The sequence below is a fragment of the Chryseobacterium sp. G0162 genome (assembly GCF_003815715.1).
Classification (GTDB): Bacteria; Bacteroidota; Bacteroidia; order Flavobacteriales; family Weeksellaceae; genus Chryseobacterium.
In genome coordinates, this window is sequence record NZ_CP033922.1 from 1954748 (window position 1) to 1975074 (window position 20327).

33 protein-coding genes are annotated in these 20327 nt (G+C 36.6%); 6 read left to right on the plus strand and 27 right to left on the minus strand.

Features of this window, described 5'->3' with window-relative positions; translation table 11 throughout:
* The 27 genes from rpsD to EG344_RS09080 all read right to left on the minus strand — a co-directional run bounded on the left by rpsD (position 1) and on the right by EG344_RS09080 (position 13513).
* Entirely contained in the window at positions 1-609 is a 609-nt protein-coding gene (rpsD, locus tag EG344_RS08950; RefSeq protein ID WP_045491111.1) for a 30S ribosomal protein S4, read from the minus strand.
* A gap of 19 nt (positions 610-628) precedes the next feature.
* Positions 629-1018 carry a 30S ribosomal protein S11 gene (rpsK, locus tag EG344_RS08955; RefSeq protein ID WP_034694697.1) on the minus strand — a complete coding sequence of 130 codons (390 nt, stop codon included), beginning with the start codon at positions 1016-1018 and terminating at the stop codon, positions 629-631.
* 12 nt (positions 1019-1030) lie between these two features.
* On the minus strand, positions 1031-1408 hold the full coding sequence (gene rpsM / locus EG344_RS08960; RefSeq protein ID WP_034738759.1) for a 30S ribosomal protein S13: 378 nt from the start codon (positions 1406-1408) through the stop codon (positions 1031-1033).
* A 9-nt stretch (positions 1409-1417) separates the two neighbouring features.
* The gene (rpmJ, locus tag EG344_RS08965) at positions 1418-1534 is read right to left on the minus strand and encodes a 50S ribosomal protein L36 (protein ID WP_007839480.1); all 117 of its coding nucleotides are present in this window, start codon (positions 1532-1534) and stop codon (positions 1418-1420) included.
* Between the two features lie 62 nt (positions 1535-1596).
* Entirely contained in the window at positions 1597-1812 is a 216-nt protein-coding gene (gene infA / locus EG344_RS08970; protein WP_034684855.1) for a translation initiation factor IF-1, read from the minus strand.
* A 3-nt stretch (positions 1813-1815) separates the two neighbouring features.
* Positions 1816-3195 (minus strand): preprotein translocase subunit SecY, encoded by a 1380-nt coding sequence (gene secY, locus EG344_RS08975; RefSeq protein ID WP_045491124.1) that lies wholly within the window; start codon positions 3193-3195, stop codon positions 1816-1818.
* A 9-nt stretch (positions 3196-3204) separates the two neighbouring features.
* Positions 3205-3654 (minus strand): 50S ribosomal protein L15, encoded by a 450-nt coding sequence (rplO, locus tag EG344_RS08980; RefSeq protein ID WP_089734597.1) that lies wholly within the window; start codon positions 3652-3654, stop codon positions 3205-3207.
* Between the two features lie 21 nt (positions 3655-3675).
* Positions 3676-3852, minus strand: coding sequence for a 50S ribosomal protein L30 (rpmD, locus tag EG344_RS08985; RefSeq protein ID WP_027371710.1), 177 nt, complete (start codon positions 3850-3852; stop codon positions 3676-3678).
* A 10-nt stretch (positions 3853-3862) separates the two neighbouring features.
* Positions 3863-4384, minus strand: coding sequence for a 30S ribosomal protein S5 (gene rpsE, locus EG344_RS08990; RefSeq protein WP_045491132.1), 522 nt, complete (start codon positions 4382-4384; stop codon positions 3863-3865).
* Positions 4385-4403: 19 nt separating this feature from the next.
* A complete protein-coding gene (gene rplR, locus EG344_RS08995) occupies positions 4404-4757 on the minus strand; it encodes a 50S ribosomal protein L18 (RefSeq protein WP_123909153.1) in 354 nt (117 codons plus the stop codon).
* Positions 4758-4772: 15 nt separating this feature from the next.
* The gene (gene rplF / locus EG344_RS09000) at positions 4773-5318 is read right to left on the minus strand and encodes a 50S ribosomal protein L6 (RefSeq protein WP_123909154.1); all 546 of its coding nucleotides are present in this window, start codon (positions 5316-5318) and stop codon (positions 4773-4775) included.
* A gap of 17 nt (positions 5319-5335) precedes the next feature.
* A complete protein-coding gene (rpsH, locus tag EG344_RS09005) occupies positions 5336-5734 on the minus strand; it encodes a 30S ribosomal protein S8 (RefSeq protein ID WP_047376575.1) in 399 nt (132 codons plus the stop codon).
* Between the two features lie 145 nt (positions 5735-5879).
* Positions 5880-6149, minus strand: coding sequence for a 30S ribosomal protein S14 (gene rpsN / locus EG344_RS09010; RefSeq protein ID WP_002983233.1), 270 nt, complete (start codon positions 6147-6149; stop codon positions 5880-5882).
* A gap of 3 nt (positions 6150-6152) precedes the next feature.
* On the minus strand, positions 6153-6704 hold the full coding sequence (gene rplE, locus EG344_RS09015) for a 50S ribosomal protein L5 (RefSeq protein WP_105702144.1): 552 nt from the start codon (positions 6702-6704) through the stop codon (positions 6153-6155).
* Between the two features lie 11 nt (positions 6705-6715).
* Positions 6716-7042: a 50S ribosomal protein L24 gene (gene rplX, locus EG344_RS09020; RefSeq protein WP_047096816.1), complete on the minus strand. Its 327-nt coding sequence runs from the start codon at positions 7040-7042 to the stop codon at positions 6716-6718.
* Between the two features lie 21 nt (positions 7043-7063).
* On the minus strand, positions 7064-7432 hold the full coding sequence (gene rplN, locus EG344_RS09025; protein ID WP_002983226.1) for a 50S ribosomal protein L14: 369 nt from the start codon (positions 7430-7432) through the stop codon (positions 7064-7066).
* 2 nt (positions 7433-7434) lie between these two features.
* The gene (gene rpsQ / locus EG344_RS09030) at positions 7435-7689 is read right to left on the minus strand and encodes a 30S ribosomal protein S17 (RefSeq protein WP_027371715.1); all 255 of its coding nucleotides are present in this window, start codon (positions 7687-7689) and stop codon (positions 7435-7437) included.
* A 12-nt stretch (positions 7690-7701) separates the two neighbouring features.
* Positions 7702-7887 carry a 50S ribosomal protein L29 gene (gene rpmC / locus EG344_RS09035; RefSeq protein ID WP_027371716.1) on the minus strand — a complete coding sequence of 62 codons (186 nt, stop codon included), beginning with the start codon at positions 7885-7887 and terminating at the stop codon, positions 7702-7704.
* Between the two features lie 12 nt (positions 7888-7899).
* Positions 7900-8325 (minus strand): 50S ribosomal protein L16, encoded by a 426-nt coding sequence (gene rplP / locus EG344_RS09040; protein ID WP_002983219.1) that lies wholly within the window; start codon positions 8323-8325, stop codon positions 7900-7902.
* 98 nt (positions 8326-8423) lie between these two features.
* The gene (rpsC, locus tag EG344_RS09045; protein ID WP_034694675.1) at positions 8424-9173 is read right to left on the minus strand and encodes a 30S ribosomal protein S3; all 750 of its coding nucleotides are present in this window, start codon (positions 9171-9173) and stop codon (positions 8424-8426) included.
* A gap of 7 nt (positions 9174-9180) precedes the next feature.
* Positions 9181-9579 carry a 50S ribosomal protein L22 gene (rplV, locus tag EG344_RS09050; RefSeq protein WP_047096818.1) on the minus strand — a complete coding sequence of 133 codons (399 nt, stop codon included), beginning with the start codon at positions 9577-9579 and terminating at the stop codon, positions 9181-9183.
* Between the two features lie 2 nt (positions 9580-9581).
* Positions 9582-9860: a 30S ribosomal protein S19 gene (gene rpsS / locus EG344_RS09055; protein ID WP_002983209.1), complete on the minus strand. Its 279-nt coding sequence runs from the start codon at positions 9858-9860 to the stop codon at positions 9582-9584.
* Positions 9861-9862: 2 nt separating this feature from the next.
* Positions 9863-10684, minus strand: a complete 822-nt coding sequence (gene rplB / locus EG344_RS09060) for a 50S ribosomal protein L2 (RefSeq protein WP_123909155.1) — start codon at positions 10682-10684, stop codon at positions 9863-9865.
* A 22-nt stretch (positions 10685-10706) separates the two neighbouring features.
* Entirely contained in the window at positions 10707-10997 is a 291-nt protein-coding gene (rplW, locus tag EG344_RS09065; protein WP_123909156.1) for a 50S ribosomal protein L23, read from the minus strand.
* Positions 10998-11000: 3 nt separating this feature from the next.
* Positions 11001-11630, minus strand: a complete 630-nt coding sequence (rplD, locus tag EG344_RS09070) for a 50S ribosomal protein L4 (RefSeq protein WP_047096820.1) — start codon at positions 11628-11630, stop codon at positions 11001-11003.
* Entirely contained in the window at positions 11621-12247 is a 627-nt protein-coding gene (gene rplC, locus EG344_RS09075; RefSeq protein ID WP_027371722.1) for a 50S ribosomal protein L3, read from the minus strand. The genes rplD and rplC overlap by 10 nt, the downstream gene beginning before the upstream one ends.
* A gap of 504 nt (positions 12248-12751) precedes the next feature.
* Positions 12752-13513, minus strand: coding sequence for a DeoR/GlpR family DNA-binding transcription regulator (locus tag EG344_RS09080; protein ID WP_123909157.1), 762 nt, complete (start codon positions 13511-13513; stop codon positions 12752-12754).
* 201 nt (positions 13514-13714) lie between these two features.
* Between EG344_RS09080 and EG344_RS09085 the strand changes: the two genes are divergently transcribed.
* The 6 genes from EG344_RS09085 (at position 13715) to EG344_RS09110 (ending at position 20281) form a co-directional block, all read left to right on the plus strand.
* Entirely contained in the window at positions 13715-15313 is a 1599-nt protein-coding gene (locus EG344_RS09085) for a glycerol-3-phosphate dehydrogenase/oxidase (protein WP_123909158.1), read from the plus strand.
* 7 nt (positions 15314-15320) lie between these two features.
* Complete coding sequence (glpK, locus tag EG344_RS09090; protein WP_123909159.1) at positions 15321-16817, plus strand: glycerol kinase GlpK; 1497 nt, start codon at positions 15321-15323, stop codon at positions 16815-16817.
* 23 nt (positions 16818-16840) lie between these two features.
* Entirely contained in the window at positions 16841-17572 is a 732-nt protein-coding gene (locus EG344_RS09095) for an MIP/aquaporin family protein (RefSeq protein ID WP_123909160.1), read from the plus strand.
* A gap of 18 nt (positions 17573-17590) precedes the next feature.
* The gene (locus EG344_RS09100; RefSeq protein ID WP_123909161.1) at positions 17591-18397 is read left to right on the plus strand and encodes a hypothetical protein; all 807 of its coding nucleotides are present in this window, start codon (positions 17591-17593) and stop codon (positions 18395-18397) included.
* Positions 18398-18644: 247 nt separating this feature from the next.
* The gene (locus EG344_RS09105) at positions 18645-19064 is read left to right on the plus strand and encodes a hypothetical protein (protein WP_123858818.1); all 420 of its coding nucleotides are present in this window, start codon (positions 18645-18647) and stop codon (positions 19062-19064) included.
* Positions 19065-19309: 245 nt separating this feature from the next.
* On the plus strand, positions 19310-20281 hold the full coding sequence (locus tag EG344_RS09110; protein WP_123909162.1) for a hypothetical protein: 972 nt from the start codon (positions 19310-19312) through the stop codon (positions 20279-20281).
* Positions 20282-20327 lie beyond the last annotated feature (46 nt).

Below are 20327 nucleotides of genomic sequence, written 5' to 3' on the forward strand. Positions count from 1 at the left end.
TTATTTAGAGTAAAGTTCGACGATAAGGTTCTCCTTAATGTCCTCCGGAATTTGGATTCTTTCAGGAGCAGAAATGAAGGTACCTTCTTTCTTCTCATCGTTGAATTGTAACCACTCATAGTTTGACTTAGAAGCCAATGCATTGGTAACAACTTCAAGAGACTTAGACTTTTCTCTTACAGCGATTACATCACCAGCTTTTACCAAATAAGAAGGGATATTAAGAATCTCTCCGTTCACAGTAATGTGTCTGTGAGAAACTAATTGTCTTGCACCAGATCTAGTTTTAGCAAAACCTAATCTGTATACTACGTTATCCAATCTTGATTCACAAAGTTGTAATAGAACTTCCCCTGTTACACCTTTACTTCTGTGTGCTTTTTCAAATAAGTTAGCAAACTGTCTTTCTAAAATACCGTAAGTATATTTAGCTTTTTGTTTTTCAGCTAACTGAACTGCATATTCTGATTTTTTAGCACCTCTTCTCTTGTTAGGACCGTGTTGTCCTGGCGGTTGGTTCTTTCTTTTTTCGAAGTTCTTATCATCTCCGTAGATTGCAGCACCAAACTTTCTAGCAATCTTAGTTTTAGGTCCAATATATCTTGCCATAATGGGTAAATTCTAAAAATTAAACTCTTCTTCTTTTTGGTGGTCTACATCCGTTGTGTGGCATTGGAGTCACATCAACGATTTCGCTAACTTCAATTCCTGAATTGTGGATAGATCTGATTGCAGATTCTCTACCTGCACCTGGACCTTTCACAAACACCTTTACTCTTCTTAAACCAGCTTCGTGAGCTACAGCAGAGCAATTTTCAGCTGCCATCTGAGCAGCAAATGGAGTATTCTTTTTAGAACCTCTGAATCCCATTTTACCGGCAGAAGCCCAAGAGATAACCTCTCCGTTTTTATTTGTTAAAGAAATGATGATGTTATTGAAAGAAGCTTGAATATGAGCTTCACCAATAGCTTCAACTTTTACTTTTCTTTTTTTAACTACTTTAGTTTGTTTTGCCATAATTCCTAACGATTATTTACTAGCTTTTTTCTTGTTAGCAACAGTTTTTCTCTTCCCTTTACGTGTTCTAGAGTTGTTTTTCGTTCTCTGGCCTCTTAAAGGTAATCCAAGTCTGTGACGTATTCCTCGTTGGCATCCTATGTCCATCAATCTCTTGATGTTCAATTGCACTTCAGATCTTAATTCTCCTTCTACTTTTACGTTTTCAGAGATATATGTTCTGATTGCAGCCAATTCATCGTCATTCCATTCGTTGACTTTCTTGTCTTCGCTGATACCGGCAGCTTTAAGGATTTCAGAAGAAGTATTTCTTCCTACTCCATAGATGTAAGTTAAACCGATAACACCTCTTTTGTTTTTTGGTAAATCAATACCTGCAATTCTCGCCATAATTTAATGTTAACCTTGTCTTTGTTTAAATTTTGGGTTCTTCTTGTTGATTACGAATAGTACACCTTTTCTGCGTACGATTTTGCAATCAGCGCTTCTTTTTTTAATTGATGCTCTTACTTTCATTTTGATAGTATTTATTTTTTACAAATGCCAAATGGAATGAGTATTCCATTTGGCTAAATGTTTTAATATCTAAATGTGATCCTCCCTTTCGTTAAATCATAGGGAGACATTTCTAGTTTTACCTTATCACCAGGTAAAAGTTTAATATAGTGCATTCGCATTTTACCAGAAATATGAGCAATAAGAATATGCCCATTTTCAAGTTCTACACGGAACTGAGCGTTCGAAAGTGCTTCCGTTATAACGCCGTCTTGTTCAATATGTTTTTGTTTTGCCATAAATTAATATCCAGTCGTTCTAGACAGTTTAGACTGCATTAAGCCATCATAATGATGATTCAGCAGATATGTATTAATCTGTTGAACTGTATCTAAAATTACACCTACCATAATCAATAGTGACGTTCCCCCGAAAAATAGGGCAAACGCATCTGTCTGAACAAAGCTTCCATGCACAATTGCTGGAAGGACTGCAAAGATAGATAAAAAAATTGCACCTGGCAAGGTAATTTTTGATAAAATATCATCTAAGTAATCTGCTGTCTCTTTTCCGGGTCTTACTTTCGGTACTAAACCTCCATTTCTCTTTAAATCATCAGCCATTTGGTTTACCGGAATTGTAATTGCAGTATAGAAAAACGAGAAGATAATAATTAATAGCGCAAACAATACATTGTACTGCCAGCTAAAAACATTCTTGAAACCTGCAAGAAAAGTGTTGGACTCATCGAATTTTGTTAATAATCCTGGTACGAACATCAATGCCTGAGCAAAGATAATTGGCATTACACCAGCAGCATTTACTTTCAATGGAATCCATTGTCTTGCGCCCTGCATAAGATTCTTGTTTACACCTCCTCTTGCTTGAGCTCTGCTTACATACTGAATAGGAATTTTTCTAACAGCAACTGATAAAATCACTGCTAAAAGAACTACCAACATCCAGAATAATACTTCGATAAGGATCATGATAGATCCCATTCCTCCTTTTCCGTTCTGCACGGCCATCTCCTGTACGAATGCCTCAGGTAATCTTGAAAGGATCCCCACCATAATAAGGATAGAGATACCATTTCCGATTCCCTTATCGGTAATCTTTTCACCTAACCACATTGCGAATACTGAACCACCTACCAAGATAACAATACTTGGTAACCAGAACATAATCGAATTTGGTTCTACAAAATATGCAGATTGGAACTGAGCATACGGTAAGAATAATTGAGTAATAGAAGTTAAGTAAGAAGGTGCCTGTACCAGACAAACCCCGATCGTTAACCATCTTGTAATTTGGTTCAATGTATTTCTACCTGACTCTCCATCTTTCTGAAGCTTCTGAAGATAAGGAATAGCCATCCCCATCAACTGAACAATAATAGAAGCAGAAATATAAGGCATGATTCCTAACGCCATTACGGAAGCGTGGCTGAAAGCTCCCCCCGTAAACGACGAAAGCAAGCCAAGGAGACCTGCTCCTTGCTTGTTACCGCCTTGATTTTTATAATGCTCTAAGAGATCTCCCACCTCTGCAAGGTTAATTGCGGGAAGTGAGATATAAGATGCGAATCTATACACAAGGATAATCCCTAAAGTGAAGAGAATTTTATCTCTCAATTCTTTAAGACTCCAAATATTTTTAAGTGTTTGTATAAATTCTTTCATTAGTAAGTATTATAAGGTAATTGCTTTTCCACCTGCCTTAGCAATAAGCTCTTCAGCAGATTTCGTGAATTTATCAGCAGAGATTGAAACCGCAGATTTCAATTCTCCTCTACCCATAATTTTCACTAATTCGTTTTTAGAAACGATACCGTTTGCTACTAAAACTTCTTTCGTGATTTCTCCAGTGATGGATTTGTTCTCGATTAAAGTTTGGATAGTATCAAGGTTCACACCTCTAAACTCTTTTCTGTTTACGTTTTTGAATCCGAATTTAGGTAATCTTCTTTGTAAAGGCATCTGTCCACCTTCGAAACCGATCTTCTGAGAATAACCAGCTCTAGCTTTCTGACCTTTGTGTCCTTTTGTTGAAGTACCTCCTTTTCCTGTACCTTGACCTCTACCAATTCTTTTTGAGTTGAAAGTAGATCCTGCAGCAGGTTGTATGTTATTTAAATTCATTTTAATTTCTCTTTTATAAAATTATTTTTGAACTTCTAGTAAGTGACCTACAGCAGCTATCATTCCTAAGATGGAAGGAGTCGCTTCGTGTTCTACAACTTGGTGAAGTTTTTTTAATCCTAATGCTTCAAGCGTTCTCTTTTGGGTTTTTGTTCTACCAATAGCGCTTCTTACTTGCTTTACTTTAATTGTTGCCATTGTTTTATTATTAACCGTTAAACACTTTACTTAGAGAAACTCCTCTCATTCTAGCGATCTCTTCAGGTCTTCTGATATCCAATAACGCTTTGAAAGTAGCTTTCACCACGTTGTGAGGGTTAGAAGATCCTTTAGATTTTGAAAGGATATCGTGAATACCAGCTGATTCCAATACCGCTCTTACCGCACCACCTGCGATCAATCCTGTACCGTGAGAAGCAGGTCTTAAGAAGATATCTGCACCACCGTATCTAGCAGTAGTTTGGTGAGGAATAGTGTGGTTCATTACAGGAACTTTCACAAGATTTTTCTTAGCATCTTCAACTGCTTTAGCAATTGCAGAAGCAACTTCTTTAGATTTTCCTAAACCGAAACCGATAATACCTTCTTCATTTCCTACTACAACAATAGCAGAAAATCCGAAAGCTCTACCCCCTTTTGTTACTTTTGTTACTCTGTTAACAGCTACGAGACGATCTTTTAATTCTAATCCTCCCGGTTTTACTCTTTCTATATTATCTAGTCCTAACATATTTTCCGAAATTTAATGATTAGAATTTAAGTCCACCTTCTCTCGCACCATCAGCTAGAGCTTTTACTCTACCGTGATATACGAAACCGTTTCTGTCAAATACAATATTTTCGATTCCTGCAGCGATAGCTTTAGCAGCGATAGCTTTACCAACAGAAGCAGAAATTTCAGTTTTAGTACCTTTAGCGTCTACACCTTTCTCTCTAGAAGAAGCTGATGCTAAAGTTTTACCATTTTTATCGTCGATTAACTGAGCGTAAATTTCCTTATTACTTTTGTATACAGATAATCTTGGCAATTCAGAAGATCCAGAGATTTTCCCTCTTACTCTTCTTTTGATTCTTATTCTTTTTTCTAATTTACTTAATGCCATAATACTTATAATTTATTAAGCAGATTTACCAGCTTTACGTCTAACAATTTCTCCTACGAATCTTACACCTTTTCCTTTGTATGGCTCAGGCTTTCTGAAAGATCTGATCTTTGCAGCAACCATTCCTAGAAGTTGGTTATCGTGAGACGTTAAAGTAATAATTGGGTTTTTACCTTTTTCAGTCAATGTATCAACTTTTACTTCGCTTGGAAGTTCTAGTACAATACCGTGAGAGAATCCTAAAGCTAACTCAAGTTTTTGACCTGCGTGAGAAGCTCTGTATCCTACCCCTACTAGTTCTAGTTTCTTTTCGAAACCTGTATTTACACCAACAATCATGTTGTTGATCAACGCTCTGTATAAACCGTGAAGCGCTTTGTGTTGTTTAGTATCAGATGGTCTGTTTACGTTCAGTTCCCCATCTTTTTGTTCTACAGTAATTCCTGCTGTAAGCTCCTGAGAAAGTTCTCCTTTAGGACCTTTTACAGTTACTACACCGTTATTTTCAGTGATTGTAACTCCTGCTGGAATTGTTATAATTGCTTTACCAATTCTTGACATTTTCCTCTGATTAAAAATTAATAAACATAGCAGATTACTTCACCGCCTACTTTCTCTTCTCTAGCTTTCTTGTCAGTCATTACTCCTTTAGAAGTAGAGATGATAGAAATACCCAAACCGTTTAGTACTCTTGGAAGTTCAGTAGAACCTTTGTACTGTCTTAAACCTGGTCTTGAAGCTCTTTGGATAGACTTAATAGCAGGTTTGTTAGTTTGCTTATCGTACTTTAAAGCGATTTTGATCACTCCTTGAACAGCGTTATCTTCAAACTTGAAGTTTAAGATATACCCTTGATCAAATAGGATCTTAGTAATCTCCTTTTTGATTTTCGATGCAGGAATTTCCACCACTTTGTGGCCTGCGCTTTGTGCGTTCCTTACTCTTGTTAGGAAATCTGAAATTGGATCTGTTACCATTTTTCTTTTATAAATTATTGGTTAAAGAACAATCAGTTTTGAAAAGACTTGAAGAGAAAAATATCAGACGTCAGAAAACTTCGGTCTGATATTTATTCTTTAGTATCTTGACAACTTAATTGTCCCGATTTTTATCTAGTAATTATTACCAGCTAGCTTTTCTTACACCTGGGATAAGACCGTTGTTAGCCATTTCTCTGAAAGTTACTCTGGAAATACCAAACGTTCTCATGTATCCTCTTGGTCTACCTGTTAGTTTACATCTGTTGTGTAATCTTACAGGAGAAGCATTTTTAGGCAATTTTTGAAGTCCTTCGTAATCACCTGCTTCTTTAAGAGCTTGTCTTTTAGCAGCGTATTTAGCAACTAGTGCTTCTCTTTTGCGCTCACGCGCTTTCATTGATTCTTTAGCCATTTCTTAGTTCTTTTTAAATGGTAAACCGAAGTGAGTTAATAATGCTTTAGCTTCTTTATCTGTTTTCGCAGTTGTAACGAAAGTGATGTCCATCCCTTGGATTTTTTTCACTTTGTCAATTACGATTTCAGGGAAGATAATTTGCTCAGTAATACCTAAGTTGTAGTTACCTCTACCATCGAAACCATCTGCTTTGATACCAGAGAAATCTCTGATACGTGGTAAAGCAGAAGAAGTAAGTCTGTCTAAGAACTCATACATTCTCTGAGCTCTCAAAGTTACTTTTGCACCTACAGGCATTCCTTTTCTAAGTTTGAATGCAGCTTCGTCTTTCTTAGAGATCGTACCTACTGCTTTCTGACCTGTGATGTTTGTCAATTCTTCTACTGCATAATCGATAATTTTCTTATCAGCAGTAGCGTCACCTAAACCTTGTGATACAACGATTTTCTCTAATCTAGGTACTTGCATAATTGACTTGTACCCGAATTCTTCCATCATTGCAGGAACAATTGTCTCTTTGTATATTTTTTTGGGTCTTGCTATAAATTCCATGTTAATTCAAATTATAAAGTTTCACCCGTTTTTTTGTTGATTCTTACTTTCTTATCTCCTTCGATTTTGTAACCGATTTTGATAGCTTTCCCGTCTTTACCAACTAAAGCTACGTTTGAGATGTGGATAGAAGCTTCTCTTTCAACGATTCCTCCTTGAGGGTTTGAAGCTGAAGGCTTAACGTGCTTTTTGATGATGTTAAGTCCTGCAACAATTACTCTTGGGTCTCTTCCTTCTTTTTTGATCACTTCAATAACTTCACCAGTCTTACCTTTGATATCTTTCTTACCAGTAGTAATGATTACGTTATCTCCTCTTTTTATTTTTAACTTTGACATTTCTTTAAAAAATTTTAAAAATTAAAGTACTTCAGGAGCTAATGAAATGATTTTCATATATTCTTTGTCTCTCAACTCACGAGCAACCGGTCCGAAAACACGTGTTCCTCTCATTTCTCCCGCTGCGTTTAGTAATACACAAGCATTGTCGTCGAATTTGATGTATGAACCATCTTTTCTTCTTACTGCTTTTTTAGTTCTTACTACTACAGCTTTAGATACCTGACCTTTTTTTGCGTTTCCTGATGGTGTAGAATCTTTGATCGTAACAACGATTTTATCACCAACTGAAGCATATCTTCTTCTGGTTCCTCCCAGAACTCTAATAACTAGTACTTCTTTAGCACCTGTGTTATCAGCAACTTTTAATCTTGATTCTGTTTGTAACATTATTACTTAGCTTTTTCAATGATTCTTACTAATCTCCATCTCTTGCTCTTGCTCAAAGGTCTAGTTTCTTGGATCAAAACTGTATCACCTTCTGTGCATTCGTTGTTCTCGTCGTGTGCAGTATATTTTTTCGTTTTCAAAACGAATTTACCGTACATCGGGTGCTTTACTCTTGTAGTTTCGCTAACAACAATAGTTTTTTCCATTTTATTGCTGGAAACCACTCCGATTCTTTCTTTTCTTAAATTTCTATCCATTGTAAAATGAAATTATTGTTTGTTAGTTAACTCAGTATTTAGTCTAGCGATTGTTCTTCTCAAATCTTTGATTTGAATCGGGTTTTCAATTGGGCTGATTGCATGAGCCAATTTCAATTTAGAATATTGAGCTTTTGCTTCAGTTAATTGAGCTTGAATATCACCCGCGCTTAAATTTTTAATATCAGCATTTTTCATTGTACTCAAAGATTATAAAGGTTTAACAAAATCGTTAGCAACGATGAATTTAGTAACTACTGGTAATTTTTGTGCAGCAAGTCTAAGAGCTTCTTTCGCAACTTCGTAAGGAACTCCACCTACTTCAAACATAATTTTACCTGGTTTTACTACAGCTACCCAGTATTCAACAGCACCTTTACCTTTACCCATACGTACTTCCGCTGGTTTCTTAGTAATTGGCTTATCTGGGAAGATTTTGATCCATAGTTGACCTTCTCTCTTCATATATCTTGTCGCAGCAATACGAGCAGCTTCAATTTGTCTTGCAGTGATCCAAGCACCCTCAGTTGCTTTGATCCCAAAAGTTCCGTAAGCAAGTTGACTACCTCTTTGGGCATTCCCCTTCATCTTCATCTTGTGAACTCTACGGAATTTGGTTCTTTTTGGTTGTAACATAATCTCTAAATTTTAGATTTTAGATTTTAGATTTTAGATTTTTTTTAATTTTAAAAAAGTAACGGTAATTTAAAATTCAAAATTTCTAATCTAAAATTTTAATTATTATTGTTATTGTTGTTGTTTTTTCTAGGTCTTCTGTTGTCTCTGTCTCCTCCTCTGTTTCCTCTGTCTGACTGACCTCCTTTTTTCTGTTGTCCCACTAGTGGAGAAAGTTCTCTTTTACCGTAAACTTCACCTTTCATGATCCAAACTTTTACTCCTAATCTACCGTAAGTAGTGTGAGCTTCTGCCCAGTGGTAATCGATATCAGCTCTGAAAGTTGACAATGGAATTCTTCCTTCTTTGAAAGATTCTGATCTTGCCATTTCAGCTCCGTTCAATCTACCAGAGATCTGAACTTTGATACCTTCAGCACCCATTCTCATAGTACTTGCCATTGCCATTTTAACAGCTCTTCTGTAAGAAATTCTGTTTTCAATTTGCTTAGAAATACTATCAGCAACTAGTACAGCATCTAATTCAGGTCTTTTGATTTCGAAGATGTTGATTTGAATATCCTTACCTGTAAGTTTCTTCAATTCTTCTTTCAATTTATCAACTTCCTGACCTCCTTTACCGATGATTAATCCCGGTCTAGCAGTAGTGATTGTAACTGTTACTAATTTAAGTGTTCTTTCAATATAGATTTTTGAAATACCACCTTTAGATAATCTAGCCTCAAGGTATCTTCTGATTTTGTAGTCTTCAGCGATTCTGTCTCCATAATCGTTTCCACCAAACCAGTTAGAATCCCATCCTCTGATGATACCTAATCTATTACCAATTGGATTTGTCTTCTGTCCCATACCTTGATTAATTTTCTTTATTACCTAAGATTAATGTAACGTGGTTAGATCTCTTTCTGATTCTATACCCTCTACCTTGTGGAGCTGGTCTTAGTCTCTTCAATTGTCTTGCACTATCCACGAAGATTTCTTTAACGATAAGGTTAGCTTCTTCAATATCCGCACCTTCGTTTTTAGTCTGCCAGTTTGCCATAGCAGAAAGAAGTAATTTTTCTAACTTGTTAGAAGCATCCTTCTTAGAATATTTTAGGATATAAAGAGCTTTATCTACCTGCTCTCCTCTAATGATATCAGCAACTAATCTCATTTTTCTTGGAGAAGACGGGCAATTATTTAATGAAGCTTTTACAACGTCTTTGTTAGCTTCTTTTCTTGCGATTGAACTATCTTGTTTTCTTGATCCCATGATTATCTGCTTCCTTTGTTTTTGTTACCACCATGACCTCTGAAAGATCTTGTTGGAGAAAATTCGCCTAACTTGTGACCAACCATGTTTTCTGTAACGTAAACTGGGATAAAAGATTTCCCATTGTGCACAGCAATAGTTTGTCCTACGAAGTCCGGAGAGATCATCGATGCTCTAGACCAAGTTTTGATAACTGTCTTCTTACCAGACTCTATATTTGCCTGAACCTTCTTATCTAAAGTATGATGAATGAACGGTCCTTTCTTAAGTGATCTTGCCATAATTATTTTCTTTTAGATACGATGTAACGGTTAGACACTTTGTTTTTCTTTCTAGTTTTGTAACCTTTAGACGGCATACCGTTTCTAGATCTTGGGTGACCTCCTGAAGAACGTCCTTCACCACCTCCCATTGGGTGATCTACTGGGTTCATTACAACCGCTCTTGTTCTTGGTCTTCTACCTAACCATCTGCTTCTACCAGCCTTACCTGATACCGTTAATTGGTGGTCAGAGTTAGATACTGATCCAATCATTGCATAACATTCAGTAAGGATCATTCTTGATTCTCCTGAAGGCAATTTGATGATTGCATATTTTCCATCTCTAGAAGTTAATTGAGCTGAAGAACCAGCACTTCTTGCTAAAATTGCACCTTGACCAGGCTTCATTTCAACACAAGAAATTACAGTACCTAAAGGAATGTTTTTCAACTTCATTGCGTTCCCTACATTTGGTTCTACGCTTTCACCAGAAATTACTTTCTGATCAACTTTGATACCGTTTGGAGCGATGATATATCTCTTCTCTCCGTCAGCATACTCAAGTAATGCGATAAATGCAGTTCTGTTTGGATCGTATTCTACAGATTTTACAGTTGCTTCAACGTTTGCTTTGTTTCTTTTGAAGTCAATAATTCTGTATTTCTTTTTGTGTCCACCTCCGGTGTAACGCATGGTCATTTTACCTGTTTGGTTACGTCCACCTGACTTTTTAATACCAACTGTTAGAGATTTCTCTGGTTTGTTGGTAGTAATTTCCTCAAAATTGTTTACAATTCTGAATCTCTGTCCCGGGGTGATAGGTTTTAATTTTCTAACAGACATTACTATTATTTATAATTAATAATTAATTTACAGCAAAAATATCGATAACATCACCTTCAACAAGTTTAATTACCGCTTTTTTCAATTTGTTTGTCTTTCCTACTTGAAGACCTTTTTTAGTGTACTTTGAAGAAACCTTCGGAGCATAAATCATTGTATTAACGTCTGCTACTTTTACACCATAAGCTGCTTCTACAGCCTTTTTAATCTGGATTTTATTCGCCTTAGGGTTAACTAAGAAAGAATAAGTACCTCTTAAATCTGTAAGGTAGTTAGCCTTTTCTGAAATAACTGGTTTAATAATAACTGACATGACTTATTTCTTTAAATTTTCCTGGAATTTTTCAACTGCACCTTCTAAGAAAATGATCTCACCAGCGTTTACTAAGTCGTAAGAACTGATTTCGTTGAAGTTCATTACTTTAGTTTTAGGTAAGTTTCTTGAAGATAAATACACATTCTTGTTAGCTTCAGGAAGAACGAATAAAGATTTTTTACCGTTAAGTTCCAATGCATTTAATACATTGATAAAATCTTTAGTCTTAGGAGCACCAAAGCTCAAATCTTCTAAAACTTTAATGCTGTTGTCTCTCATTTTCTGAGATAAAACAGATTTCTTAGCTAATCTCTTAAGAGCTTTGTTCAATTTGAATCTGTAGTCTCTTGGTTTTGGTCCGAATACTCTACCTCCACCTCTGAAAGTTGGAGATTTGATATCACCATATCTAGCAGATCCTGATCCTTTTTGCTTCTTAAGCTTTTTAGTAGAAGCAGTAATTTCGCTTCTTTCTTTTGCTTTATGAGTTCCTTGTCTTTGTGCAGCAAGGTACTGTTTAACTTCTAAGTAAACCGCGTGCTGATTTGGCTCAATTCCGAATACTGTTTCGTCTAGAGTTACTTTTCTTCCGGTCTCTTTTCCTGATGTATTTAATACTACTAGTTCCATTTTCTGATAATTACATAAGAATTTTTAGCTCCCGGAACAGCACCTTTTACTACTAAAAGATTTTGTTCTTGATCAACTTTTAACACTTGAAGGTTTTGAACAGTTACCTGCTCACCTCCCATTCTTCCAGCCATTCTCATCCCTTTGAATACTCTTGAAGGGTCTGAACCAGCACCGATAGAACCTGGAGCTCTAAGTCTGTTGTGCTGACCATGAGTTGCCTGCATTACACCTCCAAATCCGTGTCTTTTAACAACACCCTGGAAGCCTTTACCTTTTGAAGTTCCTGTTACGTCAACATACTCACCTTCAGTGAATAAATCAACTTTTACTTCTTCTCCTACTTTCACTTCATCAACGAATTCTCTGTAGAATTCTACTAATTTAGCTTTAGGAGCAGAACCAGCCTTTTTAAAATGACCAGCTAACGCTTTACCAACGTTCTTCTCACTCTTGTCATCGAAACCTAATTGAACAGCTTTATAACCGTCTTTTTCTAAGGTTCTGACCTGTAAAACCGAGCATGGACCAGCTTGAATAACTGTACAAGGAATGTTTTTTCCTTCTTCGTTAAACAAAGACGTCATACCGATTTTTTTACCAATAATACCTGACATTGTTTATATTATAATAAAATTTATCCTTTATTTTTTTCCATTTTTCGGAAGTCTGAAGTGATTTCTACTTTTGATATAGGCACACTACGCTCCTAAAATGAGTGTGCAAATTTATGAATAATTTTGTAACCGACAAATATTTTGAGTAAAATATTTTGATTTTTAATCATTTAGATCATTTTCAGAAAAAAGAACAGCTTTACAAAAATGAATTCAACACAAATAACACTCCTTTTCTTTTCATTGTTTATTCTAACAATTCAAAGCCAACAGCTAGAAACAAAAAAAATGCCATAACTATAGGATAATGAAACATTTCGCAATTTTCAGCAGAAAAACATCATCCTTCTATTTTACATGAAACAAGAAACATTCAATCCTTTCTTATCACAGAAATCAAACTATACAATTAGAACAATCTTCTAGAAAAACAAAAGCCTCATGATCACTCACAGGCTTTATATTTTGACATACTATTATATATATTTAGGAATTTACATGGGTTTATTTCATCACATTAACTCCAATTTCCTCTAGCCTGACCTGATCTTCGGGAGCAATTCCATCATCCGTAATCAGATAATCCACCTGATCCAATGCTGCAATTTTACCAAAACCTTTCTTATTCAATTTTGAAGAGTCTGCAAGAACTACTGTTTTGTCTGCACATTCAATCATCACCTGATTAAGATGCGCTTCGGCAGCATTCGAGGTACTGATCCCAAATTCAAGATCAATTCCGTCTACCCCCAGGAAAAGTTTATTACATGAGAATTGTTTAAGAATTCCTTCGGAAATAGATCCCACAATCGAAGTAGAGCTTTTTCTCACTTCTCCACCTAATTGAATTACATTAATATTAGGATTATTACAAAGTTCAATTGCAACCCTCAATGAAGAAGTTAAAACAGTAAGCGGACCGAAGTTCATTAACATCCTTGCAAGATAATGCATAGTAGTTCCTGATGCCAATATGATACAGTCATTCTCTTGAATTAAAGACAGCGCAGCCTTTGCAATAGTCTGCTTTGCTTCTACATTAATATTTTCTTTTTCACCTACGTTCTGCTCGTAAGCATATCGTACCTGTTTACTTGCTCCTCCATGATTCCTAAAAAGAAGTCCTAAACTTTCGAGATAGTTCAGATCCTTTCGTATCGTAACCGAAGAAACATTCAGCTTTTCGCATAAATCCTGAACAAGAACATGTCCTTTTTCATCCAGTTCCTTTAATATTTCATCATGCCTTGGTATTAGCTTCTCCATTTTATTCGTTTCCTCAAAATTACCGTTTTTTTTTTACATGTGGATTTTTATTGTTTTCAAAGGTCATATGCAATCGTTTCATCTTCAGCGATAAAGGTTTTTGTACATCACGGCAATTCTACATTTTAAAATTTCATTTATTTTCTTTTTGCTTTCATTTTTAATTTATATATTTGAAAACGAAACATAAACGAAACATTTATGAAACGAAACGAAGAACTCAGTACATTAACCCATGTAAAAGAATGGGACTTTATAGTCATAGGAGGAGGAGCCAGTGGTTTAGGTTCAGCATTAGACGCAGTAAGCAGAGGATTCAAAACTTTATTACTTGAATCTCATGACTTTGCGAAAGCAACTTCCAGCAGAAGTACCAAACTGGTACATGGTGGAGTAAGATATTTAGCACAAGGAGATGTAGGCTTGGTGAAAGAAGCATTAAAGGAAAGAGGCCTGTTGGCCAAAAATGCGGCACACATTGTAAAAAATCAGTCTTTCATTATTCCTAATTATACTTGGTGGGGCGGAATCTATTATAAAATAGGTTTATCCGTTTATGATTTCCTTGCCGGAAAATTAAGTTTGGGTAAAACGAAATACATCAGCAAATCAAAAACCATTGAAAAACTTCCTACTATTGAACAAAATCACTTAGCAAGCGGTGTTGTTTACCAGGATGGACAGTTTGATGACGCAAGACTTGCAATCAACTTAACCCAAACCATTATTGAAAAAGGAGGAAGTGCTATTAACTATGTAAAGGTTGTTAATCTTCTGAAAGATGATAAGGATAAAGTAATAGGTGTAGTTGCAGAAGACCAGTTTTCTAAACAACAATACCAGATTCATGCAAAAGTGGTTATTAATGCTACCGGTGTTTTCACAAATGACATCCTTAATATGAATAATCCAAAACATGGTAAACTGGTAGTACCAAGTCAGGGAATTCACCTGGTTCTGGATAAATCATTCCTGAAAAGTGATGATGCCATCATGATTCCTAAAACTTCTGACGGAAGGGTGCTATTTGTAGTACCTTGGCATGACAGGGCTTTGGTAGGAACAACAGATACTCTTTTGGAAAACGAAAGCTTTGAACCTCGTGCTTTGGAAGAGGAAATTAGTTTTGTTTTAAATACAGCAAGACAGTACCTTTCTAAAAAACCGACCCGTGATGATGTAAAATCTGTTTTTGCCGGGCTTCGTCCTCTTGCCGCTCCAAAAGACGGAAGCAAGAGTACAAAAGAAGTTTCCCGAAGCCATAAGGTTATTGCTTCTGACACAGGATTGGTTTCTATTATTGGCGGAAAGTGGACAACTTACCGTAAAATGGCTGAAGATACTATTGATAAAGCCATGCAGGTACACAATCTAGGCAATACGAGTTCTAAAACAGAACACATGTCTATTCATGGAAACGTAAAACCAGAACAAGTAGACAGAACGAATCATTTATACGTATACGGATCTGACATCCCTGCCATAAAAGCTTTACAGGAAGGTAATCCACGTTTTTCACAAAAAATACACCCGGACCATCCATTCACGGTGGCAGAAGTAGTTTGGGCTGTAAGAAATGAAATGGCTGAAACAATTGAAGATGTACTGGCAAGAAGAGCTCGTTTGTTATTCCTTGATGCAAGAGCAGCTATAGACAGCGCACATAATGTGGCAAGAATTATTGCTGAAGAAAAAGGATATTCTGAAGCATGGGCCCAGCAACAGGAAAATGAATTCATCGAATTGGCAAAAGGATATTTATTAACTCCTTATTCACCTAAAGTTATCAACCTTAATTAATCACCATATGAATGAAAAGTTAATTCTCGCTCTAGATCAGGGAACAACTTCCTCAAGAGCGATTCTATTCAACCATAGCGGAGAAATCAAATATGTATCACAAAAAGATTTCAGACAAATCTTCCCTACTCCAGGCTGGGTAGAGCATGATCCAAACGAAATCTGGTCATCACAGATCTCCGTTGCTGCAGAAATTATTGCCAAAGCAGGCATCTCCGGACTGGAAGTTGCTGCTATTGGAATCACCAACCAGCGTGAAACAACAATAGTTTGGGATAAAGAAACCGGAGAACCTATCTACAATGCGATTGTATGGCAAGACCGAAGAACTTCCAAATATTGTGATGAACTGAAAGAACAAGGTCATGCAGAAACCATTAAGGAAAAAACGGGTCTTGTACTGGATGCCTATTTCTCTGCCACTAAATTAAAATGGATCCTTGATAATGTTGACGGAGCAAGAGAAAAGGCAGAAGCCGGAAAATTATGCTTCGGAACAGTTGATACCTGGTTGGTATGGAAACTAACCCGTGGGAAAATGTTCATCACTGATGTTTCTAACGCCAGCAGAACCATGCTTTTGAATATTCATACATTGGAATGGGATAATGATCTGCTGGAGCTATTCAACATTCCTAAAGCCATTCTTCCTGAGGTAAAACAAAGCAGTGAAGTATATGGTGAGACAGCTACTACTCTATTCTCTACCAAAATTCCTATTGCGGGAATTGCAGGAGATCAGCAAGCGGCTTTATTTGGCCAAATGTGTATCAATCCGGGGATGGTAAAAAACACTTACGGAACAGGTTGTTTCTTATTAATGAACACAGGAAAAGAAGCTGTTTCTTCAAAAAATAATCTTTTAACAACGGTTGCCTGGAAAATCAATGGAGAAGTGAATTATGCATTAGAAGGAAGTGTATTTGTAGGCGGTGCAGCAATTCAATGGCTGAGAGACGGTCTTAAGCTCATCCATTCTTCTGATGAAGTAAATGATTTGGCCTCTTCTGTTGAAGATAATGGTGGTGTTTACTTTGTTCCTGCCCTTACAGGGTTGGGAGCACCTCATTGGGATCAGTATGCACGTGGGACTATTGTAGGAATTACCCGTGGTACAACTGACGGGCATATTGCCAGAGCAACTTTAGAGGGAATTGCATTCCAGGTCTATGACATTGTAAAATCTATGGAAGCAGATTCCGGAAGAGCAAGTCTTGAACTGAGAGTAGATGGCGGAGCTTCGGCAAGCAATCTATTGATGCAAATACAATCTGACCTTTTCGGATTTAAAATTACAAGACCAAAAACATTAGAGACAACAGCATTAGGTGCGGCTTATTTAGCAGGTCTTGCTGTAGGATACTGGAAAAGTATTGATGAGATACAGGCTCAATGGATTGTAGATAAAGATTTCCATCCTCAATTGGAAAAGGAAAAAGTAGATGCTATGGTTCATTCCTGGAACAAAGCCGTATCCCGTGCTCAAAGCTGGATTGAAGATTAATTTCTGACCTTAAAAATACACATATGACTCCATTTATCGCAGAAGTGATCGGGACGATGCTTCTAATTTTGTTAGGCAACGGTGTTGTAGCCAATGTTGTCTTGAAGGATACCAAAGGGAATAATTCCGGATGGATTGTTATTACTACTGCCTGGGCATTAGCCGTTTTTGTAGGGGTAACTGTTGCAGGGCCTGTAAGTGGTGCCCATCTGAATCCGGCTGTTACAATTGGTTTGGCTGCTGCGGGAAAGTTTGCCTGGGATCTGGTTCCGTCTTATATCGCGGCTCAGATGATTGGAGGAATGTTGGGAGCCTTTTTGGTTTGGCTGTTCCATAAAGACCATTTTGCTATTACAGAGGATGAAGGAGCAAAACTAGCTTGTTTCAGCACCGGACCGGCGATCAGAAAAGTTTCATCTAATCTTATCAGTGAGATCATCGGAACCTTTGTATTGGTATTTGTCATTTTCCACTTTTCGGACCCAAGCATTAATTTACAGGCTGATCCTAATGCAAAAGTAGGATTAGGTTCTATAGGAGCTATTCCTGTAACCTTCCTGGTATGGGTAATAGGACTTTCTTTAGGAGGAACTACCGGATACGCCATTAACCCTGCAAGAGATCTTGCTCCGAGAATAATGCATGCTATTCTTCCGGTAAAAGGAAGCAGTGATTGGGGCTACGCATGGATTCCTGTAATAGGGCCAATTACTGGAGCTGTCATTGCGGCATTATTATTCATGGTATTAAAATAAAAACAAAAGATACAAATCATGAAAATATTAAAAGGAATCTTCTTGCTTATTTTAGCTACAGGAAGGCTATTTTCACAGGAAAGCAATGAGGGTAAAGAAACCAAAGTAGGCAGACTGGATTTTACCGCCAACATTCAAAACAATCATTTATGGAGAGGCTTGATCATTACAGATAAGCCTGTAGTGATGGGAAATCTTTCTTACGCTTTGGATGCGGAAAAGAAATGGAAAGTAGGTATTTGGGGCGCTTCTGCTCTGGCGGATGATAAAGATAACACTCATTATAAGGAGATCAATTACTACGTTCAATATTCTAACGGACGTTTTTATATTGGATTATGGGATCTTTATAATTCCAGGAATATCAATACGGCTAATGCTGCTGACGATATTTTCAGTTATTCCCAAAGAAGAACAGCTCACATCATTGATTTAAGAACCAATTATACCTTCGGCCCATCATTCCCAATTAATATTGAAGCAGATATTATGCTTTATGGCGGGGCTAATGCAGGAGAAGTAATCCTTGAACCTGATGGAAGTTATAAAAAGAACAGATATTCTACCTATGTTCAGGCTAGTTATCCTGTCATCAGTGGTCAAAAAGTGAATCTGGATGCTTTTGTAGGTGCAGGATTTTCATTGAATGGCAACACCTTTTTGTATGGAAATGGAAAAAACAACTTTGATATTGTAAACTTAGGTGTAAAAGCTGGAAAGGTTCTCAAGATCACAGAACATTACAGTTTACCTGTTTCTATGATGGCCATGTGGAATCCTTCTAATAAATATGCAAGAATTCAACTGGCAGCTACCGTTTTTTAATTCAAATTTTAAACTAAATTATATAATAGCCACTCCTTTTGGGGTGGTTTTTTGCTTGGTGGAAGGAGAAACCACCCCGTCAAATCTTTGATTTGAAACCCCTCCAGCGAAGGGGAATGGTTATACGGATTACAGAGTTAGCTGAAAGAGAGGTTGGAGAATATTAATTCTGGCAACCTATTTAATCACCGGGATTTTACGGTGTCATAGATTGGGCAGATATTTTTAAATTTGAAAAAAAAATATTATGAAAAAAGTTTTCAGTTTAATGATCTTATGCATCAGCATTTTCACTCTCGCACAAACAAAACTGCCTTTTACCGGACACAGAAGTTTTGATATCCTGAAAGGATACAGTGGTACCGGCACTCCTCAATATTATCTGGATGTAAAAAAGACAGGTGATGTGTATTTTGGATATGTTCAGGTTAATCAGGCCAACGGAAAAGAAACCAAAGAAGAAATTAATGCGGGTAAATATGCTCCCAATAAAGTAATGAAAGTGGTGTTCAAAAAGTATAAAGAGACCTTCTTTGTGAAATTCGGTAAAGACAAGATCTACCTTACTGATGAAAAGGGGAATATTCAGAATCTTGAAGGCTGCTGTTCTGCCAAGGATAGTATTGATAAAGATACTTGTAATTGCGAAAGTGAATTGTATCAATAAGCATAATAGAAAACCACTCCTTGTGGGATGGCTTTTTGTTTGTTGTGAGGAAAAGCCGCCACTTCAAAATTAAAAAAAATTTGCCCCCTCCGATGGAGGGGAGTAGTTATATTAATTGTCTGCTTTGCAAGGAAGGGATGTTTGAGATTATGGAATTTGTCAGGAATAAAAAATCCCGGGATTTCGCGATAAATGGTTTGTATAAATATCTTTACTTTTGGAGAATCAATTATGCACACCACAGTATGAAAATACTAAAGATTTTATGGGTACTCCTTTTTATTGTTTCATGCAATAAGAAAGAAAACCATCCTTACACATTTTATTATTGGAAAACGAATTTGAAACTGGATCAGGAAGAGAAGAAAGTTTTAGATCAGGCTACTATTCCTTATGTATACACAAGATTTTTTGATGTTGATAAAGCAGGTGGAAAATTCCAACCTGTTGCGGTTATTACAAAAGATCAGAGTTTCCAGACCGATAAGCAGATCGTACCAACAGTTTTTATCACCAACCCCACCTTAATAGGAATTTCCCAGGAAGAAATCAGGTTTCTTGCAGAGAGTATCCATTATCTGGTTCAGAAAAAAGCGGAGGAATATCATTTAAAAATCAACAATGAAATTCAGATCGACTGTGACTGGACTGCCGGGACACGGGAAGACTATTTTAAATTCTTAAAAGAGCTCAAAAGAGTTTCCGGAAAGGAAATCACCTGTACGTTACGTCTTCATCAGGTTAAAGATAAAAAGCAAACAGGAATTCCCCCAGTGGATAAGGTCTATCTGATGTGCTACTCCACTTCATCTCCTTTGGATAAATCGGACAAAAATTCAATCCTGGATGTCAGCATCCTGAAAAGCTATCTTTCGAAACTGGAAGACTATCCTATTAAGAAAGTTGAAGTGGCTCTACCGATTTATTCATGGGGAATCATTACGAATCATCTGGGCAAGCATAAACTCATTAATGCTTTGTCTAAAAAAGATCTCAACAACCCTAATTTTAAAAAGATCTCTGACCATGAAGCTGAAGTATTGAAAGATGGCTTCTACTTTGGGAGTTACCTGAATAAAGGTTTCAAAATAAAAGTGGAAGAAATATCAGAGGAACAATTAACTGATGTGATTCTTTTCCTTCAGAAAAAAATACAGCAGTTTAATATAATTTATTATCAATTAGATAGTAAATTTGTGCTAGATCGAAAATTTTAAATCTACTATAGATTAGGACAGAGAATAGACATTCAGTAACTTATGT

Excerpts from the sequence above, each read along its gene's own strand:
- rpsD (WP_045491111.1), bottom strand. The coding sequence starts at position 609 with ATGGCAAGATATATTGGACCTAAAACTAAGATTGCTAGAAAGTTTGGT.
- rpsK (WP_034694697.1), bottom strand. The coding sequence starts at position 1,018 with ATGGCAAAACAAACTAAAGTAGTTAAAAAAAGAAAAGTAAAAGTTGAA.
- rpsM (WP_034738759.1), bottom strand. The coding sequence starts at position 1,408 with ATGGCGAGAATTGCAGGTATTGATTTACCAAAAAACAAAAGAGGTGTT.
- rpmJ (WP_007839480.1), bottom strand. The coding sequence starts at position 1,534 with ATGAAAGTAAGAGCATCAATTAAAAAAAGAAGCGCTGATTGCAAAATC.
- infA (WP_034684855.1), bottom strand. The coding sequence starts at position 1,812 with ATGGCAAAACAAAAACATATTGAACAAGACGGCGTTATAACGGAAGCA.
- secY (WP_045491124.1), bottom strand. The coding sequence starts at position 3,195 with ATGAAAGAATTTATACAAACACTTAAAAATATTTGGAGTCTTAAAGAA.
- rplO (WP_089734597.1), bottom strand. The coding sequence starts at position 3,654 with ATGAATTTAAATAACATACAACCTGCTGCAGGATCTACTTTCAACTCA.
- rpmD (WP_027371710.1), bottom strand. The coding sequence starts at position 3,852 with ATGGCAACAATTAAAGTAAAGCAAGTAAGAAGCGCTATTGGTAGAACA.
- rpsE (WP_045491132.1), bottom strand. The coding sequence starts at position 4,384 with ATGTTAGGACTAGATAATATAGAAAGAGTAAAACCGGGAGGATTAGAA.
- rplR (WP_123909153.1), bottom strand. The coding sequence starts at position 4,757 with ATGGCATTAAGTAAATTAGAAAAAAGAATAAGAATCAAAAGAAGAGTA.
- rplF (WP_123909154.1), bottom strand. The coding sequence starts at position 5,318 with ATGTCAAGAATTGGTAAAGCAATTATAACAATTCCAGCAGGAGTTACA.
- rpsH (WP_047376575.1), bottom strand. The coding sequence starts at position 5,734 with ATGGTAACAGATCCAATTTCAGATTTCCTAACAAGAGTAAGGAACGCA.
- rpsN (WP_002983233.1), bottom strand. The coding sequence starts at position 6,149 with ATGGCTAAAGAATCAATGAAAGCGCGTGAGCGCAAAAGAGAAGCACTA.
- rplE (WP_105702144.1), bottom strand. The coding sequence starts at position 6,704 with ATGGAATTTATAGCAAGACCCAAAAAAATATACAAAGAGACAATTGTT.
- rplX (WP_047096816.1), bottom strand. The coding sequence starts at position 7,042 with ATGTCAAAGTTAAAAATAAAAAGAGGAGATAACGTAATCATTACTACT.
- rplN (WP_002983226.1), bottom strand. The coding sequence starts at position 7,432 with ATGTTACAAACAGAATCAAGATTAAAAGTTGCTGATAACACAGGTGCT.
- rpsQ (WP_027371715.1), bottom strand. The coding sequence starts at position 7,689 with ATGGATAGAAATTTAAGAAAAGAAAGAATCGGAGTGGTTTCCAGCAAT.
- rpmC (WP_027371716.1), bottom strand. The coding sequence starts at position 7,887 with ATGAAAAATGCTGATATTAAAAATTTAAGCGCGGGTGATATTCAAGCT.
- rplP (WP_002983219.1), bottom strand. The coding sequence starts at position 8,325 with ATGTTACAACCAAAAAGAACCAAATTCCGTAGAGTTCACAAGATGAAG.
- rpsC (WP_034694675.1), bottom strand. The coding sequence starts at position 9,173 with ATGGGACAGAAGACAAATCCAATTGGTAATAGATTAGGTATCATCAGA.
- rplV (WP_047096818.1), bottom strand. The coding sequence starts at position 9,579 with ATGGGATCAAGAAAACAAGATAGTTCAATCGCAAGAAAAGAAGCTAAC.
- rpsS (WP_002983209.1), bottom strand. The coding sequence starts at position 9,860 with ATGGCAAGATCACTTAAGAAAGGACCGTTCATTCATCATACTTTAGAT.
- rplB (WP_123909155.1), bottom strand. The coding sequence starts at position 10,684 with ATGTCTGTTAGAAAATTAAAACCTATCACCCCGGGACAGAGATTCAGA.
- rplW (WP_123909156.1), bottom strand. The coding sequence starts at position 10,997 with ATGTCAGTTATTATTAAACCAGTTATTTCAGAAAAGGCTAACTACCTT.
- rplD (WP_047096820.1), bottom strand. The coding sequence starts at position 11,630 with ATGGAACTAGTAGTATTAAATACATCAGGAAAAGAGACCGGAAGAAAA.
- rplC (WP_027371722.1), bottom strand. The coding sequence starts at position 12,247 with ATGTCAGGTATTATTGGTAAAAAAATCGGTATGACGTCTTTGTTTAAC.
- EG344_RS09080 (WP_123909157.1), bottom strand. The coding sequence starts at position 13,513 with ATGGAGAAGCTAATACCAAGGCATGATGAAATATTAAAGGAACTGGAT.
- EG344_RS09085 (WP_123909158.1), top strand. The coding sequence starts at position 13,715 with ATGAAACGAAACGAAGAACTCAGTACATTAACCCATGTAAAAGAATGG.
- glpK (WP_123909159.1), top strand. The coding sequence starts at position 15,321 with ATGAATGAAAAGTTAATTCTCGCTCTAGATCAGGGAACAACTTCCTCA.
- EG344_RS09095 (WP_123909160.1), top strand. The coding sequence starts at position 16,841 with ATGACTCCATTTATCGCAGAAGTGATCGGGACGATGCTTCTAATTTTG.
- EG344_RS09100 (WP_123909161.1), top strand. The coding sequence starts at position 17,591 with ATGAAAATATTAAAAGGAATCTTCTTGCTTATTTTAGCTACAGGAAGG.
- EG344_RS09105 (WP_123858818.1), top strand. The coding sequence starts at position 18,645 with ATGAAAAAAGTTTTCAGTTTAATGATCTTATGCATCAGCATTTTCACT.
- EG344_RS09110 (WP_123909162.1), top strand. The coding sequence starts at position 19,310 with ATGAAAATACTAAAGATTTTATGGGTACTCCTTTTTATTGTTTCATGC.